Raw genomic sequence first — 17,001 nt, forward strand, 5'->3', positions numbered from 1 at the left:
GTTGGAGTCGGCAACTGCGGTCACAACTGAAGAAGCAAAACCACAATCGGAAATTCACAAAACCAAACGCGAACTTTCGAAAACCACCTCCATGCGTCCTGTTTCAACGAGCCATTACCGTCGAAACCACGCAAAAATACACGACCGATGTGTGAAAACGGGTGAAAGCCTTACGACCGTCCGGCGCGTACAGTTAGTACGTAGAAACGAGCGTAGAGACGTCGGAACGCGCCGATTTTCGCCGTATTCGTTTCGCGTAGGAGGAAGCACTAGTATGAACACAACAGCTTCCAGAAAAGTATCGTTGGCTCCGCTGGCGGACACTGGCGAGACTGACCCTCGCTCACAGCGCGCCAGAGCGGAGCGGATGGCCGTCACGCCGCTCGGTGGCGGTCTGTACGAAGTCGAAAGCCAGAGCGACCACACCTACTTCGCCGACCTGCTCGGCGGGCGATGTACCTGCCCCGACCACATGATGCGCGGGGTTCGGTGCAAACACCTCCGTCGGGTGGCCATCGAAATCAACGAGGGGCGAGTTCCGCCGCCGGGCAAGGAGGCGGTCGAATGCGCCCGCTGTGAATCGACCGTTTTCGTGGACGAACAGAAAGCGGATGCAATCCACTTCTGTGACCACTGCGAACTCCACCCCGGCGAAGCGGTCATCGACCGAAACACGGGTGACCTCATGGTCGTCGTCAAGATGCCGGGGTACCGCGCCGATTCCGTGGACGTGCCCGGGAAGGACTGTACCGTGGCCGAGTACCCCGCGAACGAGAGCTACCCGGAGAGTGACCCCGTGGTTGAAGTCCTCTATCCGATTCCGACGGGACTGCGCCCCGAGCAGTTGAAACCGTCGCACCTGCGCCGATATTCGTTCCCGTGCTCGCGGCTCCGGCGTCCCGAGCCGCCCGCCGACCAGTCCGAACTGACGGATTTTTCGGAGATATCGGTCGAGTAGTCACGCCGTTGTTTTTTGCCGAAATTCTCGTTCGAGCCAGTTCCTACTTCAGCATCTCTTCCGCTTCTTCCACCGTGAGGATTCCTTCCGCAACTGCGTTCAACACGTCGCCGATTTCGTGTTCCGACCCCTCGTCTTCGTCGTCGGTTTGGAGGGCGACCATCGGGTTGCCCTCCTCCAGCGCGGTTTCTTTTTTCACTCGGTAGTTTCCCCCGTCGGTCTGATGTACGTCCGCCGGGTGGAAGAAGTACCAATCCTCGCGGTCGAAGCGCACGCCGATTTTCGGTTTCGCGCCGAAGTTCTGCGAGAAGTAGACGAGTGCTTCGACCTCCTCTCCGGAGAGATAAATCGGGTCGCCGGAACTGGATTTCGCCTCGATGGCGTAGAACACGTCCCCGTTTCCGGCCAGCACGTCCGGCAGTTCGCGCTGGGTCGCACCCCCGCTTGCAGGAGCGCGCATGACCGCGAATCCTTCCTCGTCCAACTTGTTGACGAGTTCGCGCTCCCGCCTATCGCCTTTCGCGTTCGCCATCACCATAGCCCCCGCATGGCCACCGATTCGCTCATTGTGGGAAATGGTTCTTTCGGCGTGTTAAGTCCCTCGTAAGCGATGTGAAAGTGAAACGAACCGACAACACCTCGATTCTCCGATGGCCGGATAATTTTTGGACTCGCTTCCTGTTCCGAATAGTAGTGACTTCACAGAACCTCGACACCGCCGAAATCGAGGACAGACCCACTGACCAGCAGAAACCGAGGGAGTCGATTCTGGCATCACAGATAGATGAGGGATTGAATGAACTCGAACGCCCCACGAACGGCCTGTTTCTCTCCGCGCTGTCGGCGGGATTGGATATCGGGTTCGGCCCTCTGCTCATGGTCGTCTTGGCGACACTCGTCGGAAGTTCGTGGGGAACGCCGTTGACGACCCTTCTCATCGCTAACGCCTACGCCGTCGGTTTTATCTTCGTTATCCTCGGACGCTCGGAACTGTTCACCGAACACACGACGCTGGCGGTGTTGCCCGTTCTCGACCGAAAAGCCACCGTCAAGCAACTCGGACGCCTGTGGGGAATCGTCTATCTCGGCAACATCGTCGGCGGTGCGATGTTCGCCGTTTCGATGGCGTACCTTGCCCCGGCCTATGGCATCGCGGAAACAAGCGCGTTCGTGGACATCGCAGAGAAACTCGTTGACCACGGGCCGTTCGTGTTGCTCGCCGGCGGCGTCCTCGCCGGGTGGATGATGGGCCTACTTTCGTGGCTTCTCTCCGCGTCCCAAGAAACGACCTCACGGATATTCGCCATCTGGCTCGTCACGATGAGTATCGGCGTCGCCCACCTCCCGCACTCGATTGCGGGCAACGTCGAGGTACTGGCTGGTACGGTCGTGTCCGCGGAAATCACACTTCTTCACTATCTTCGATTCCTCGCGCTCGCAACCGTCGGCAACGCCATCGGTGGCACCGTGTTCGTCGCGCTGTTGAAGTACAGCCACGTCGTTCGCGGCGGTGAATAGAAAGAAGGCGATTGGTCGCTTACGTGCCGTGCTGCCAGCTACCCATGTAGTCGGCTTGCTCGTCGGTGAGTGAGTCGAACTCGACGCCGTCCGCAGAGAGCTTGATTTCCGCGATTTCCTTGTCCAACTCGTCCGGCACGTCGTGAACGCCAGCGTCGTACTTCTCGCTGTTTTCGACCATCTCGCGGACACAGGCGGCCTGCACGCCGAAGCTCTGGTCCATCACTTCGACCGGGTGACCCAGCGCGAGCGGTGCAGCGAGGTTGACGAGGCGACCTTCGGCGAGGACGTTGAGGCGGCGACCGTCTTCCATCTCGTACTCGTGGACGCCGTCGCGGGCGTCTCGCTCGCTCACGGCGAGGTCGGAGAGTTTGTTTAGGTCGATTTCGATGTCGAAGTGACCTGCGTTGGCGAGCAGGACGCCGTCTTTCATCTGTCCGAAGTGGTCTTCCGTAATCACGTCGCGGTTGCCCGTCGTCGTGATGAACACGTCGCCTTCTTTCGCGGCCTCTGTCATCGGTTTGACGTCGTAGCCTTCCATGTGGGCTTCGAGGGCACGGCGCGGTTCGACTTCCGTGACGACGACGTTCGCGTTCTGGCCCGCGGCCTTCTTTGCGACGCCTTTGCCACAGTAGCCGTAGCCAGCGACAACGACGGTTTTCCCGGCCCACGAGAGGTTCGTCGTCATGGCGATGGTTGCGAGCGAGGATTCGCCCGTGCCGTGGACGTTGTCGAACAGGCGTTTCATCGGCGTGTCGTTGACGGCGAAAACGGGGTAGTCGAGTGCGCCGTCTGCGTCCATCGCGCGGAGTCGGTGGACGCCGGTCGTGGTTTCCTCACATCCGCCGACGATGGAGTCGATGAGTTCGGGGTAGTCCTCGTGAATCGCGGCGACCATGTCCATCCCGTCGTCCACCGTGATGGTGGGTTCGATGTCGATGACGGCCTCGATTGCTTTGTAGTATTCCTCGTCGTCCACGCCGCGTTTGGCGTAGCAGGTAATGTTGGGGTGTTCGTCCAGCGCGGCGCTCACGTCGTCGTGGGTCGAAAGCGGGTTGCAACCCGTGACGGCGACGTCCGCGCCACCGTCTGCGAGGGTTTCGACCAACACGGCGGTTTTCGCTTCGACGTGCATCGCCATCCCGATTCGCTGGCCGTCGAGGGGTTTCTCTCCTTCGAACTCCTCTCTGACCGCCGTCATAATCGGCATGTGCTGTCGCGCCCAGTCCATCTTCCGATGCCCTTCGACGCGAGCACTCTCGACATCGTCGAGTTGCTCGCTAATCGATGGATACTCTGCCATACGTCGGAGAAAGCGGAGCGCACCCAAAATGCTACCGAAGGCGGTCGGCTTCGATACTCTCGCGAAAATAGGCCTTTTGTCTCCCGTTTCCCGTGCTAACGCTCCGTTAAAAAACGGCGCCCGACGCTATCGGGTGGCGCGCTCGACGACCGATGTTGCCCCGATGTCGGCAGTCGCTCGAACGGATGCCTCGTCCATAACCAGTACCTCCCTGTCCTCCATGAGTACGCTCCCGTCACAAATCGTGTGTTTCACGTCACTGCCACGTGCCGCGTAGGCGAGGTGGCTGACGAGGTCGTGACGTGGGGTGAGATGACTCGCCGACAGGTCGAGAACTGCGAGGTCGGCGTTCGCACCCTCCTCGATTCTCCCGCTGTCGAAACCGAGGGCGGTCGCGCTTCCCTCGGTTGCCATCCGGACGACCGATTCGGCGTCAACCGCGCTGGCGTCGTTGCTGGCGAGTTTGCCGAGCATGGCCGCGTCGCGCATTTCGCCGAACATGTCGAGGTCGTTGTTCGACGCCGCGCCGTCGGTTCCCAGTCCGACCGTGACGCCTGCATCGAGCATTGCCTGCACTGGTGCCATCCCGCTGGCGAGTTTCATGTTCGAGGCCGGGCAGTGAACGACGCCGGTTCCCGTCTCCGCGAGGAGTTCGATTTCCGGTTCGTCGACGTGGACGCCGTGGGCCACGAAATCGCTCGCACGAGCCATATCCATCTCGTCGGCGTACTCCAGCGGTCGTTCTCCGCGTTCGTCCACGATTGGCGCGACTTCGTCGTCCGTTTCGTTTGCGTGGTAGTGCAGCGGAACCCCGAGTTCGCGCGTTTGCGGAATGTACTCCTCCAAGTACTCCTCGCCGACAGTCGTCAGACTGTGAGGCATCACTGCCGTCGAAATTCGTCCGTCAGCGGCACCGTCGAACTCCGCCGCGATTTTGAGACTGGTTTCGAAGTCTTCGCGGGCGGCCTCTTCGTCCCGGCCAATCGTGACGACGCCGTGGCCGAGTCGGGCGCGAAGGCCTGCGTTTTCGACCGCTTCGACCACTTTCTCGACGTGGAAGTACATGTCCGCAAAGCCGGTCGTTCCCGTCTGTATCATCTCAAGCAGGCCGAGTTCGGTTCCGGCACGAACGTCCTCCGGCGTCAGTTCGCCTTCGACGGGCCAGATGTCCTCTCTGAGCCACGATTCGAGTGGCTTGTCGTCGGCGTAGCCACGGAGGAGCGTCATCGCGGCGTGACAGTGCGCGTTGACGAGGCCGGGAATCACGAGTCCGTCGTCGGCGTCCAGCGTCTCGTCGGCGTCGGAGTCAAAGTCGTCTGCCGGGCCGACCGTAAGGATTTCGCCCTCGTCTTGGTCAACCAGCACGTCGGCTTCTTCGACGGTCATGTCCGGTCGCAGTACCTGCCCGCCCGCGATTCGGAGGGTTGTCATGCCTACTGGTTGTCCATCCTCTTGCATGACTTTGGTGGATTGCAGTTCGCGCCGGGAAAGCAAGAGTAATCCGTCTGGCGGACAGATGCCGAGATAATGCGAATAGCCGTCCCCAACAAGGGCAGACTGCACGACCCGTCGATGGAACTGCTTGAACACGCGGGACTGCATGTCGTGGACGGAGCAGACCGAAAGCTGTACGCGACGACTGTTGACCCGGACGTGACACTGCTGTTCGCCCGCGCGGCGGACATCCCGGAGTACGTGAGCGACGGCGCGGCGGACATCGGCATCACCGGACTCGACCAGATGCGAGAAGCCGACCCCGGCAACGTGGTTGACCTGCTCGATTTGGGCTACGGCCAGTGTCGCCTCGTTCTCGCTTCGCCGGAAGACGGCGACATCGAGGAGGTCGCCGACCTCGCCGGAAAGACGGTCGCTACCGAGTTCCCCAACATCGCAAAGCAGTATTTCGCCGAAACCGACATCGAACCCGAAATCGTCGAAGTGTCCGGTGCGACCGAACTCACGCCCCACGTCGATATGGCCGACGCCATCATCGACATCACGAGCACGGGCACGACGCTGAAGGTCAATCGACTCGGCATCATCGACGAGGTACTTTCCAGTTCGGTTCGACTGTTCGCCCGCGACGACGTGGCCGAGGACGACAAAGTCGAACAGGTCATGATGGCACTCGAATCCGTCATCTCCGCCGAGGGCAAACGCTACCTGATGATGAACGCGCCCGAGGACAAACTGGACGAGATTCGAGACGTGATGCCCGGCCTCGGCGGCCCGACCGTGATGGACATCGCCGGTAACGGCAAAGTCGCGGTGCATACCGTCGTTGACGAGCGCAAGGTGTTCGAAACCATCAACGACGTCAAGCAGTTGGGTGCAAGTGGAATCTTGGTGACCGAAATCGAACGACTCGTTGACTAATTTCGTGGGTTGAGGATTTTGTTTTTGCAGTCGTTTTTCAGCTCGAATTTGTGAACACAGGGTTGTGACTGCTAAGAGATGGCGACAAGCTACCGAAATTGGTTCCGTCGATGTGACTATTGCAACTCACGACTCTACGCCACGCCTGCGAAAGACTCCGTCTTTCGCGGCACCTGAAAACCATCGGTTTTCCGTGACTCGCAAACGCGATACGTTTGCTCACCCGAGGAAATCTCCGATTTCCCCCGGCCCTCCCTCGTCGTTCGCTCCTTCCAGTCGCTCACTTCTCTCTCGCCCGTTGCCACGGGAAGAAGCACGTTCTTCCCTGCTGGTTACGAACCACCGCGTTCGTCACATCCGAAAAATCTCCGATTTTTCAGGACACCAGGACGCAAGACCGGGCGTGCGAGCACGCCCGGCAACCCAAATTCGGTTAGCCGTCTACTGCGGAAATTCGTCCTGCCGAAATCGGTGGCAAACCAAACAAACACTCCAAATCCAACACAGTTCGAACAGTTGGCTTCTAAAACACAAGAAATCCCGCTTGCCTACCTCTTCTCTGCTAGCTACGATTCAGCACCGAGTTCCGCGAGAAGATGCGAGAGATGCAGTCTGTCGTTGGTTCCCTCGGTCAAATCCATATCGACCTCTGCGGCCAACAGAACCGCCTCTGCAAGCGCATCTCCCGTGTACTTGTTCGAGCGCCCGAAGGCGTCCATAATCTCCTCAAGGACTTCCCCGCCGCTGTAGCCTTCGTCGATGAGGAGTTCGTCCAGCGAACTCCGAGCGTTAGTGAACTGACCCTTCTCGGCCTGCGTCATCATTTCCTCCACGCGCCCGCGGATGCCGAACTCGCGGAGAACTTCGTAGGCGTCGGTGGTAACCGCACCCTCCTGTTCGTACAGCAGTTGGGCACCGAGAATCGCCTTGCGTAGGTCACCCTTCGCGTAGCCAGCGACGAATCGAAGACCCATTTCGTCGTACTCTGCCTCCTCCGCCTCCAGAATCGGTTCGAGGACGCCGATAATCTCGTCTTCGGTGGGTGCCCGCATCGAAACGGGGAAACACCGCGATTTGATGGGCGGGATGAGTTTCGTCGGTTGGCGCGTCGTGATGACGAACTGCGTGGTTTCGTGGTACTGTTCCATCACTCGGCGAAGCGCCTGCTGGAAGTCCTCGCGGATTGCTTCCGCGTTGTCCAGCACGATAGTTTTGTACTCGCCCGAGGAGGGCGCGTAGCCTGCATACTCCTTCAAAACGTGGTTTATCATCTCCCGTTTCGACCACTGCCGTTTGTACTTTTTTCGCTTGCTCGACCCGTGGCGGTACTGCTTCGAGAACGCGGTTTCTCCCTGCAAAAAGTTCGAAAATCGCGGGTCGTTCCGTATCTCTTTTTTCGTCCGATCGAAGAAATCCGCGACGTTGATTTCCACGAGGTCGTTGTCCGGGTCGTCGTGCGCCTCACGGGCTAGCGCCCGCACGGCGGCGGTTTTGCCGCTCCCTTCCGGCCCGTAGAGAACGAGGTTTATCGGCTCGGTTACCGCCCGCTCCAGATAGTCGCGCACCGCTGGCTGGGGCAGGTCGGACAGGTCGGGCGCATACGTTTCGGTCCACAGCGGCGACTCCATCGAACTACCGTAGCAGGTCGCCGGACAAGAATCGGTCGGTTGCGACGCGTGAATCCGCTCCCTGATTCGCCGAAAAAAGGATGTTTGGAATGCCTGCGTTCACGAGACTCGCTTACGCGCTCGTCTCGTTTGCAATAGTCGTCGCGGCACCTGCTTCTGTCGTCGTGTCCGAAACGACCGTCGTTTCACCCGCGACGGTGGTTTCGTCCGCAACAGTCGTCTGGTTCACAGCAGTCGTTTGATTCGCAACCGTCGTTTCCGCGGCGGCAGTCGTCGTCGCCTCGGAAACGGTGGTTTCCGGCTCGGCAGTTATCGTCTCGTTGGCCACTGTGGTCGTCTCTTCTGCTGCTGTCGTCGTTTCTTCAACGGTGGTCGTTTCCGCTGCTGGCGTCGTGGTTTCCGCCGGAGTCGTCGTCTCGGCAGGCGTCGTGGTTTCTTCGGCACCCGCTATCGCAATGGTCGCTATTTCGCCGAAGTTAGCCGTGTAGACGCCGTGGGTGTACGTACCGGGTTCGACTCCGCTGGTGTCGATTTGGTACGCCACGTCCACGCTTCCACCCGGTGGGAGTGCTACGTCTTTGCGCTCGACAACATCACCGTCCAATCGGAAGTCCACAAACTGCGAGAGTTCTTGGTCGGTTGGGTTGGTGATGGTCGCGTTCACCGTGACGGTGTCGCCGACCGTCGCGTTCTGCGGCGCTTCTAAGTTCTGCACGTCCAGCGACGGGCCGAGGTCGGAGACGTTGCTGACGTCACCGTCGTCTTCGGCGGTGGTCGTCTCTTCCGGAGTTGTTGTCTCTTCAGTAGGAGTTGTTGTTTCCTCCGCTGGCGTCGTGGTTTCCTCCGGAGTTGTTGTCTCCTCTGCCGGAGTAGTTGTCTCCTCTTCCGGAGTGGTTGTTTCTTCAGCCGGAGTCGTCGTCTCTTCAGGAGTTGTTGTCTCCTCTGTCGGCGTCGTCGTCTCCGCACTGTCCTCGACGGTCACGTTCGCCGGGTCAACCACGACTTCGTTGTCCACGACGTAGGGGAGGTCTTCTTCTCCCCCGGACGTGGCGAAGTCGTACATCTGATTCCCGTTCGTGTCGAGGTGCGGCATGGCGATGAGCGTCTGACTCTCGGTGAGTGACTCATCGAGCGTCACGGTGACGTTCTCGTGCGTCCCGGGTTCGAGGTATTCCGACGACCCGAGAATGCTGCCGATGACGTTCCCTTCGAGAAGGCTCTCGTCGTGCATCGTCACGAAGCCACCTTCCGACATGGTAACCGAATCGACGGTTACCGTCTCACCGCTCGTGGTTTGGTCTTCGAAGGTGACGCTGGCGTTGAGTTCCTCCGGTTGCTCGGGCACGCCCGGCTGCTCGGGCATCATCGTGGCGTTCAGGTTCGGTGGCAGTTCCACCACGAACGTCACGTTCTGCACGCTGATGTCGCGGAGGACGACGCGGACGGTTTCTAAGTCACTCGGAACCGAGACGTTGCTCGATTCCATCGTTTTCTCTACGTCCTCCTGCGAAACGTCCTGTCCGCGCTGGACGACTTCCTGCGCGGATTCGTTCTGAAGGAGCGCCGTCGTGTTCAGACGAACCGTCTCGTCCTGCAAGTCCACGCCGCTCACGGTTTCGGTGCGGTCGGGTTCGGTGCTATCACCCACGATGAACGACCATTCGTCGATGTTCATCGATTCGACTTGGAAGACGAGTTGGTCGGGCAGTTGCCCGTCCGTCACGTTGTCTTCCGGTTGTTCTTCGGGTTCATCGACCGAAATCTCTGCACCTTCGGTGACTGGCGCACCTCGCTCGGTATACGGGCCGTCAACGGTTCCGTTGCCGATGACGAAGTCGTACACCTGATTGTCGTTCGTGTCGAGGTGCGGCATGGCGATGAGCGTCTGTGTCTCGTTGATGGATCGTGCGAGCGTCACGGTGACGTTCTCGTGCGTCCCGGGTTCGAGATACACCGAATTGCCGAGGACGCTTCCGACGACGTTCCCCTCAAGCAGGCTTTCGTCGTGAATTGCGACGAATCCGCCCTCCGACATGGTCACTGACTCGATAACGACGGTTTCGCCGTCACTTTGCTGTTCGTTGATAGTTACGTTCGATTGTGCTTCCTCCTGTAGGTTTGTAACCCGCGTTTCTGCTGCTGTGTCCGTCTGTCCCGTGGCACCGAGCGATACCGCAACACCGCCGGCGAGTACCACGAGAACGGCCACGAATGTGGCACTAACTGTTCTCGGGATTCGTGTCATATCTCCCTCCTCATCTGCGAACGAGGTGACGGCGACACACCCGATAAACGGCTTCGACCGTTCACGGGATAAGACGCCGATTCGGTGGGTTAGGACGTTCCTGCCGTCCGTACCCTCGAACATCGTGACCCATAGGCCAGTATTTCCCGCCGAATCGAACGACCGTTTCGAAGGCGGTTTAGTTATCCGTCCACGAACTGCCAGTAGATGTCGATGCGAGTCACCTTCCTCGGAACCAGTGGGGCAGTGCCGACGACGGAGCGAAACCCGAGTGCCATCCTCGTCAACCGGGAAGGCGACCGTTTGCTGTTCGACGCAGCAGAGGGAACCCAACGCCAGATGATGCGCTTTGGAACCGGATTTACGGTTTCTGACCTATTCATCTCGCATCTCCACGGCGACCACGTCCTCGGGATTCCCGGCCTTGTCCAGACGTGGAATTTCAACGACCGTGACGACCCGCTGATGATTTACACGCCGCGCGGAACCGGCGACGACATCGACACGCTGGTTCACGCGGTTGGCAGTCAGCCGTCGTTTCCGATTCACATAACGGAAGTCGCGCCCGGCGAGGTGGCCGTCCGGCGCGACGACTACGAAGTCCGCGCGTTTCGAACCAAGCACGAAACTAATTCCTTGGGCTACGCGCTGGTCGAAGACGACCGAAAAGGTCGCTTCGACCGCGAACATGCCGAAGAACTCGGCGTTCCGGTCGGGCCGAAGTTCCAGCAACTCCACGCCGGAAATCCGGTCGAACTCGAAGACGGAACCGTGGTCAAGCCCGAACAGGTCGTCGGCGACCCGCGACCCGGCCGCAAATTCGTCTACACCGCGGACACGCGCCCGTCGGAACAGGTGGTTTCGGTGGCTGAAGACGCCGACCTGCTTGTTCACGATGCGACCTTCGCAAACGACAGAGCCGACCGTGCGAAAAAGACCGCTCACTCGACTGCGGCAGAGGCCGGAAACATCGCCCAACGAGCGGAGGCGGTTCGACTCGCATTGATGCACGTTTCCTCGCGCTACGCGGGCAACGTTTCTGCACATCTTCGGGAAGCCCGCGAGGAGTTCGACGGCGAGGTGTTCGCCCCCGACGATGGCGAAATCATCGACGTCCCGTATCGAGAAGAATAGTGCGAACGAGTAGCGCGAACGAGTAACGAGTTATCCCCGAATGCGGAACGAGCAGAGATTCTGAATGGTCGAATCGACGCAGACGATGGTCTCCCGTTTCCTCGATGTCCCGTTATTTCACGACCGCAAATTCATCTTTGAACATATTTACTAACGGTAAAAAATATTATAATGGGTAGGTATATTAAATAAACTGCGATGAAACAGAATAGAAGAAACCTACTGAAACAGCTCGGAGCGGTTGGTGCAGTTGGATTCGGAAGCGTTGGACTGTCCGGAACGGCGAGTGCACACGTCCAAGACCCCTACGCGGACAGATGGGTCGCGGCGGATTCGAGCAACTATTCGAACACGAACAGGAGTGCGAGTTCGATTAATTGGGTCGTCATCCACGTAACGCAGGGAAGCTATTCCGGGGCCGTCAGTTGGCTCCAGAATCCCGACTCCAACGTCAGCGCCCAGTACGTGATGCGGAACTCCGACGGCCACACCACGCAGATGGTTCACAACGAAGATACCGCGTGGCACGCTGGCGGCACGAACTACAACGCCCACTCCGTCGGTATCGAACACGAAGGCTGGGTCGGCGAGACGAACTTCACCGACGCACTGTACCAGAAATCCGCCAACATCGTCAGTTGGCTCTGTGACACCTACGGCATCTCGAAGACCCATCCAACCGGAGTTGCGCCGTGCGACGCCCGAGACGGAAGCGGCATCATCGGTCACCATCAAGTGCCAGAATCCGATTGCGGCTACAACGACCACACCGACCCCGGTTCGACGTGGGACTGGGACTACTTCATGAGCCTCGTCAACGGTGACAGCGGCGGTGGTGGCGGAAACAGGTTCGCTGACGGCGACCGAATTACGCCGACTGCCAACCTGAATACGCGCGAACAACCCGGAACCGACCAACCAATCGTCGCCACGATTTCGCCCGGCGAAGTCGGCGAAATCATGAACGGCCCAGTCGATAAAGACGGCTACCGCTGGTGGGGCGTCCACTGGCTCGACCGCAACGTGTGGGGCTGGTCGGTCGAACAGTACCTCGCCGACGCATAGGCTCGTCACGACCGACCGGTTCTCTCTTCCCCGTCGGGTGTTTTCCGCGCCGGATTTATATTTCGAGGGCACCTACCGCGAAGCGTGAGCGAGCGAACGAGTGCCCTCGACGTTCTCGTCTACGGCGTTGACATCCAAAGCGGGGACGTGCGGGGTAATTCTCCCTCTTACGCGCTCGTCGTCTACGATGGCGAGCAGGTAGACCGCGATGTCGTTTCCTATCGGAAACTCCGCCGCCTCGTAGAGCGCGACGAACCCGCGCTGTTGGCGACGGACAACATGTACGAACTCGCCGAGAACAAGGACGCCCTCGTCCACTTCCTTCGGGGGCTTCCGGACGTGACGCGACTCGTTCAAGTAACCGGTGCGGAACGACCGGAACCGCTCTCCCGAGTCGCATCCAGACACGGGGTACCTTACGGCAAGAAGCCGATGCGCGAAGCGGAGGCGGCGGCCAGACTCGCCGCGATGAACGTCGGCCACGAAGTAACGGCGTTCACCGACACCACTCGGGTCAAGGTTTCTCGCGGCCGTTCGACCGGAAAAGGTGGGTGGAGCGAAGACCGCTTTACTCGCAGAATCCACGGTTCCGTGAAAGAAACCACCCGAAAAGTCGAATCCGAACTTCGGAGCGCCGGATTGGAGTACGAACGCGAAGTCACCGAAAAGTACGGCGGCTACTCCAACGCGGTGTTCGAGGTGTCCGCACGCCCGGGCGACATTCCGGTTTCCTCCCGTAGAGCGGGCGACGTTCGCGTCGAAATCGAGCGCCTCCGTCGGGATGGCATCGAGTTCGAACCCCTCGTCAAGCGCCGCGACCACGTCATCGTCGGTATCGACCCCGGAACGACCACGGCAGTCGCGCTGACCGGTTTGGACGGGTCGCTCCTCGACGTGTGGAGTACGCGAACCGCGGACACCGCGGACGTCATCGAATGGATAATCGAACGCGGACGCCCGATTATCGTCGCCGCGGACGTGACGCCGATGCCGGAAACCGTCGAGAAGATTCGCCGGAGTTTCGACGCGGCCCCGTGGACGCCCGAAACCGACCTTCCGATTGACGAAAAACAGCATCGAACTCGGGAGGAAAACTACGACAACGACCATCAGCGCGACGCCATGGCCGCCGCGTTTTTCGCCTTCGACGGCCACGAAGACCAGTTCGAGCGCATCGCTCGGAAAGTCCCGGGAGGGATGAATCCGAGCGAAGTCACCGCCCGCGTGGTTGCGGGAGACGAGAGCGTCGAGGCCGCCGTTGAAGCCCTCTCGGACGACCCGGAACCGGAAGAAGAGAAGTCTGAACACACGGTTCGGGAACTCTCCGCCGAGGAAAAGCGAATCAAGCAACTCGAATCGCAGGTCGAACGGTTGCAGTCGCACACTGACGACCTGCGGGAAACCGTGGAAGAGAAAGACGACCGAATCGAGGGACTCGAAGGCGACCTCTCGGACGCCAGACGCGAAGAGCGCGAAAACGTTCGCGCCAGACGCGAAATCTCTCGACTTCAGCGCGAGAACAACCGACTGGAGGACGAACTGGATGACCGTGACGACCGAATCGAGGAGTTGGACGGCAAACTGGAACGACTCAAAGAACTGTGGAAACTCGACCACTCGAACTTCAGCGACGTAGCCGAACAGAAGGCCGGACTCGTCGCCGTCAAACCGATTTCGAAGTTCACCAACGACGCAATCGATGCTGCTCACGAAAGTTACGGACTCGCCGAGAACGACGTGATTTACCTCCGGGACGCGAGTGGAGCAGGTCGCTCGACTGCAAAACGACTCGCGGACATCAGTCCGCGAGTCGTGCTCAAGGCGGGCGGAATTTCGGAGGTGGCCGACGAACTGCTGTTCGACAACGACATTCCGGTCGGGCCTGCGAGCGACGTGACGATTCAGGAAATCGACGAACTCGCAGTCGCGCGTGAAGCGGAAGTAGAGACGGTCATCGAGGAGTGGCGTGACCGGGCGGAAGACCGCCGGAAAGAAGAAAAAACGGAACAACTCGACCAACTCATCAGCGAACACCGCGCCGAGCGCAGGGCCGACGAACGTCGGTCGTCGTCCTCTTCATCTACTTCGTCTTCATCTTCCTCGTCCTCTTCGTTCGGCAATTAGTTCCGAGATTTATTTTTCGAAGCTTGTTCATTCGACAGTTCACCGGAATTCCAGAGAAACGCGCCGGAAATCGCAAGAGCGAATCCGACGAATCCGAGTAGATACGTGGTTTCGACGTAGCACGTCCGCTCCAGGAAGGTATAGTGTATCTCCGAGGCAGAGATATGGCTGATGTGCGCGCTATGATCTCGCCCAACTGCTGGAATGCAACCGCCCGTTGGCCTTGTTGCGACCATTCCGCCGAACAGGAGTGTTCCGATGATTGTTACCCAAAACCCGATTCGTGTCGCTCGTTTCATAGTATTCCCTTCCCTATTGGGAAGAATCTGATGTATCATTCTTTCCCTTACGTCGTCCATTCCACCGAAAACGTCCGCAGGATGTGGAGCAACCAGAGTGCAATTCCGAATCCAACCGCCAGTATCGCCGCGTACAACAACACGTACTCGCTCGTCGTCGTGCCGACTCCCATTCCGAAATATATCGCCGGAAAGAGAGCGAGGCCACCGAGGACGACCAACCAGAGTCCGATTCTCGCCGCGTTCATACCTCGCATTTCTCGCCATCCGACTTGGCTGTTGGGACATTCTCTTCGCTCCGACGAGATGACGTAACCCTAAAGCCGATGAGCCATCTTTTTGCGTGCATGGACGCTTACGACTTAATCTCCCGGAACGCCGACGAGTTAGTGACCGAAGAGGAGGTGCGCGACCTCGCCGCCGACCCCGAAGGCAAGCGCGCCTACGTCGGCTACGAACCCTCCGGTGTCCTCCACATCGGGCACATGCTCACCGCGAACAAACTCATCGACTTGCAGGAGGCCGGTTTCGAAGTCGTCATCCTCCTCGCCGACGTCCACGCCTACCTGAACGACAAGGGCACCTTCGAGGAAATTCGAGAGACTGCGGAGCGCATGAAAGAGCAGTTCATCGCCTACGGACTGGACGAGGAAAACACCGAGTTCCGATTCGGTTCCGAGTTCCAGATGGACGACGACTACGTCCTCGACCTCCACAGCCTCGAACTGGAGACGACGCTCAACCGCGCGAGAAGGGCGATGTCGGAAATCCAGAGCGGCGAATCCACGAAAGTCTCCCAAGCAGTCTACCCCCTGATGCAGGCGCTCGACATTGAATACCTCGACTTAGACCTCGCAATCGGCGGCATGGAACAGCGAAAAGTCCACATGCTCGCCCGCGACACCCTCCCGAGCATCGGCTACGACGCACCGACCTGCATCCACACGCCACTCATCGCCGACCTCGGTTCTGGCGAAGGAAAGATGTCCTCCAGCAAGGGCATCACTATTTCGATGGAGGATTCGACCGAAGACATCGAGGAGAAGGTAAACTCGGCGTTCTGCCCGCCGACCCGCGACCCCGAGGGCGACCTCGAAAATCCGGTGCTTCAAATCTTCGAATACCACGTCTTCCCGCGATTCCAGCAGGTCGTTGTCGAACGTCCCGACAAGTACGGCGGCAATCTCGAATACGACGACTACCACTCGCTCGAAGACGATTTGGAGAGCGGCGAGTTGCATCCGGCAGACGCAAAGAGCGCGCTTTCGTCCTACTTGGACAACCTCATCGCGCCCGGACGAGAAAAGATTCAGCAGGCAGAGTAACGAACTGTTCGTTTTGAGCGCACACCGTTGGAACGCATCTACCATCGCACGTTCGCTACGATGTCCCGCAAGTCGCTATCAATCGCTGGAACTGTGCTCACTCGATACCTTTATAAATTCGTCCCGAAGCTGTCTGCGTTTTACAATACTAAATCCCGCGAAAATGAGGACAAATCCGAGTACAGTCTTTACCGTCACTGTTTCTCCGAGAACGAGCCATCCCGAGGCGGCTGCGAAAATGGGTGCCGCATAAGAGACCATGTTGATTTCAATCGGGCCGAGCTTTTCCAGCAAGTCGAAATAGATGAAGTAGCCGATAGCGCTCGACCCAACGACGAGGTACGCGAGTGCAGTAATCGATTCGATGTTCCACGTAACGTTAGTAACGTTTTCACCGAGACCAAAGCTTGTTAAATGTATGACAATTGCACCGACGACACACGCCCATGCTGTGGTGCCTTCCGTCGAAATGTCATCGTCGATTAGCTGAACGGCAACGCTCCCGAACGCGAAACTCGCCGCTGCACCCACGATTAACAGTTGGCCAACGATATTGTTCGTACCTAGTTCCGAAAGCTCCAATCCACTGACCAAGCCGACGCCAACGAATCCGATGAACAGTCCGCCAATTCCTGCCTTTGTCAGTCGCTCGCTGGGCAGTATTCCCCGTGAAAAGACCGTCGAGAGAATCGGATTCAAACTCACGAGAATCGCTGCAACTGCGCTCGTAACTATTTGTTCACCTAAGAAAACGAGAACGTTGTACACTCCGACTAATAGCACTCCATCGATGACGACTGCAAACACATCACTCCGTGTTTTCGGAATCCAACGTTCGGAAACGAGCCATGCGTAGCCCAACATAATGATTGCAGCGAGGTCATATCGTATCGCCGCAAAAAGAACCGGCGGGAAGTAGTCCAATCCTGCTTTGATAGCCATGAAAGCGATTCCCCAGAGTGCTGCCAGAGCGACAAAAAGAATGAAATTTTTGTAATTTGCCATGAAACGCTCTTGCGTAGTGAT

Annotated in this window: 14 protein-coding genes; 7 read left to right on the plus strand and 7 right to left on the minus strand. The window is 58.8% G+C overall.

All coding sequences use genetic code 11. From position 1 onward, the window contains the following. Window positions 1-274 precede the first annotated feature (274 nt). Window positions 275-958 carry a hypothetical protein gene (locus HL45_RS02180; RefSeq protein WP_049969466.1) on the plus strand — a complete coding sequence of 228 codons (684 nt, stop codon included), beginning with the start codon at window positions 275-277 and terminating at the stop codon, window positions 956-958. A 43-nt stretch (window positions 959-1,001) separates the two neighbouring features. Here HL45_RS02180 and hjc read toward each other — a convergent pair whose 3' ends face one another. Then, complete coding sequence (gene hjc, locus HL45_RS02185) at window positions 1,002-1,493, minus strand: Holliday junction resolvase Hjc (protein ID WP_233274688.1); 492 nt, start codon at window positions 1,491-1,493, stop codon at window positions 1,002-1,004. Window positions 1,494-1,681: 188 nt separating this feature from the next. Here hjc and HL45_RS02190 point away from each other — a divergent pair, with 188 nt between their 5' ends. Then, window positions 1,682-2,476: a formate/nitrite transporter family protein gene (locus tag HL45_RS02190; protein ID WP_049970061.1), complete on the plus strand. Its 795-nt coding sequence runs from the start codon at window positions 1,682-1,684 to the stop codon at window positions 2,474-2,476. Window positions 2,477-2,495: 19 nt separating this feature from the next. On the opposite strand, the gene HL45_RS02195 is transcribed toward HL45_RS02190, so the two are convergent. Next, window positions 2,496-3,779, minus strand: a complete 1,284-nt coding sequence (locus HL45_RS02195) for an adenosylhomocysteinase (protein ID WP_049969467.1) — start codon at window positions 3,777-3,779, stop codon at window positions 2,496-2,498. 126 nt (window positions 3,780-3,905) lie between these two features. Then, window positions 3,906-5,210, minus strand: a complete 1,305-nt coding sequence (locus HL45_RS02200; RefSeq protein WP_049969468.1) for an amidohydrolase — start codon at window positions 5,208-5,210, stop codon at window positions 3,906-3,908. 96 nt (window positions 5,211-5,306) lie between these two features. On the opposite strand from HL45_RS02200, the gene hisG reads away from it, so the two are divergent. Then, window positions 5,307-6,155 (plus strand): ATP phosphoribosyltransferase, encoded by an 849-nt coding sequence (gene hisG, locus HL45_RS02205; RefSeq protein WP_049969469.1) that lies wholly within the window; start codon window positions 5,307-5,309, stop codon window positions 6,153-6,155. Between the two features lie 566 nt (window positions 6,156-6,721). Here hisG and HL45_RS02210 read toward each other — a convergent pair. Further along, window positions 6,722-7,783 carry an AAA family ATPase gene (locus HL45_RS02210; protein ID WP_049969470.1) on the minus strand — a complete coding sequence of 354 codons (1,062 nt, stop codon included), beginning with the start codon at window positions 7,781-7,783 and terminating at the stop codon, window positions 6,722-6,724. Window positions 7,784-7,895: 112 nt separating this feature from the next. Further along, window positions 7,896-10,151, minus strand: a complete 2,256-nt coding sequence (locus tag HL45_RS02215; protein ID WP_233274664.1) for a DUF7282 domain-containing protein — start codon at window positions 10,149-10,151, stop codon at window positions 7,896-7,898. Between the two features lie 84 nt (window positions 10,152-10,235). Here HL45_RS02215 and rnz point away from each other — a divergent pair, with 84 nt between their 5' ends. The 3 genes from rnz (at window position 10,236) to HL45_RS02230 (ending at window position 14,351) form a co-directional block, all read left to right on the plus strand. Next, window positions 10,236-11,162 (plus strand): ribonuclease Z, encoded by a 927-nt coding sequence (gene rnz, locus HL45_RS02220; RefSeq protein WP_049969471.1) that lies wholly within the window; start codon window positions 10,236-10,238, stop codon window positions 11,160-11,162. A 198-nt stretch (window positions 11,163-11,360) separates the two neighbouring features. Beyond that, window positions 11,361-12,227, plus strand: coding sequence for a peptidoglycan recognition protein family protein (locus HL45_RS02225; RefSeq protein WP_049969472.1), 867 nt, complete (start codon window positions 11,361-11,363; stop codon window positions 12,225-12,227). 84 nt (window positions 12,228-12,311) lie between these two features. Next, the gene (locus tag HL45_RS02230) at window positions 12,312-14,351 is read left to right on the plus strand and encodes a DUF460 domain-containing protein (protein ID WP_084156777.1); all 2,040 of its coding nucleotides are present in this window, start codon (window positions 12,312-12,314) and stop codon (window positions 14,349-14,351) included. Between the two features lie 346 nt (window positions 14,352-14,697). Here the strand turns inward: HL45_RS02230 and HL45_RS02240 are convergent, their stop codons facing one another. Further along, complete coding sequence (locus HL45_RS02240; RefSeq protein ID WP_049970063.1) at window positions 14,698-14,898, minus strand: hypothetical protein; 201 nt, start codon at window positions 14,896-14,898, stop codon at window positions 14,698-14,700. Between the two features lie 99 nt (window positions 14,899-14,997). Here HL45_RS02240 and HL45_RS02245 point away from each other — a divergent pair, with 99 nt between their 5' ends. Further along, complete coding sequence (locus HL45_RS02245) at window positions 14,998-15,975, plus strand: tyrosine--tRNA ligase (RefSeq protein ID WP_049969474.1); 978 nt, start codon at window positions 14,998-15,000, stop codon at window positions 15,973-15,975. A 78-nt stretch (window positions 15,976-16,053) separates the two neighbouring features. On the opposite strand, the gene HL45_RS02250 is transcribed toward HL45_RS02245, so the two are convergent. After that, on the minus strand, window positions 16,054-16,980 hold the full coding sequence (locus HL45_RS02250) for a DMT family transporter (protein WP_049969475.1): 927 nt from the start codon (window positions 16,978-16,980) through the stop codon (window positions 16,054-16,056). Between the last annotated feature and the right edge of the window lie 21 nt (window positions 16,981-17,001).

This window comes from Haladaptatus cibarius D43, assembly GCF_000710615.1.
Taxonomy (GTDB): Archaea; Halobacteriota; Halobacteria; order Halobacteriales; family Haladaptataceae; genus Haladaptatus; species Haladaptatus cibarius.

What these genes read in the sequence shown, in the direction of transcription:
- HL45_RS02225 (WP_049969472.1), top strand. Translation starts at nt 11,361, where the DNA reads ATGAAACAGAATAGAAGAAACCTACTGAAACAGCTCGGAGCGGTTGGT.
- HL45_RS02180 (WP_049969466.1), top strand. Translation starts at nt 275, where the DNA reads ATGAACACAACAGCTTCCAGAAAAGTATCGTTGGCTCCGCTGGCGGAC.
- HL45_RS02210 (WP_049969470.1), bottom strand. Translation starts at nt 7,783, where the DNA reads ATGGAGTCGCCGCTGTGGACCGAAACGTATGCGCCCGACCTGTCCGAC.
- HL45_RS02250 (WP_049969475.1), bottom strand. Translation starts at nt 16,980, where the DNA reads ATGGCAAATTACAAAAATTTCATTCTTTTTGTCGCTCTGGCAGCACTC.
- HL45_RS02215 (WP_233274664.1), bottom strand. Translation starts at nt 10,151, where the DNA reads ATGTTCGAGGGTACGGACGGCAGGAACGTCCTAACCCACCGAATCGGC.
- HL45_RS02200 (WP_049969468.1), bottom strand. Translation starts at nt 5,210, where the DNA reads ATGACAACCCTCCGAATCGCGGGCGGGCAGGTACTGCGACCGGACATG.
- HL45_RS02245 (WP_049969474.1), top strand. Translation starts at nt 14,998, where the DNA reads ATGGACGCTTACGACTTAATCTCCCGGAACGCCGACGAGTTAGTGACC.
- rnz (WP_049969471.1), top strand. Translation starts at nt 10,236, where the DNA reads ATGTCGATGCGAGTCACCTTCCTCGGAACCAGTGGGGCAGTGCCGACG.
- hisG (WP_049969469.1), top strand. Translation starts at nt 5,307, where the DNA reads ATGCGAATAGCCGTCCCCAACAAGGGCAGACTGCACGACCCGTCGATG.
- HL45_RS02240 (WP_049970063.1), bottom strand. Translation starts at nt 14,898, where the DNA reads ATGAACGCGGCGAGAATCGGACTCTGGTTGGTCGTCCTCGGTGGCCTC.
- HL45_RS02195 (WP_049969467.1), bottom strand. Translation starts at nt 3,779, where the DNA reads ATGGCAGAGTATCCATCGATTAGCGAGCAACTCGACGATGTCGAGAGT.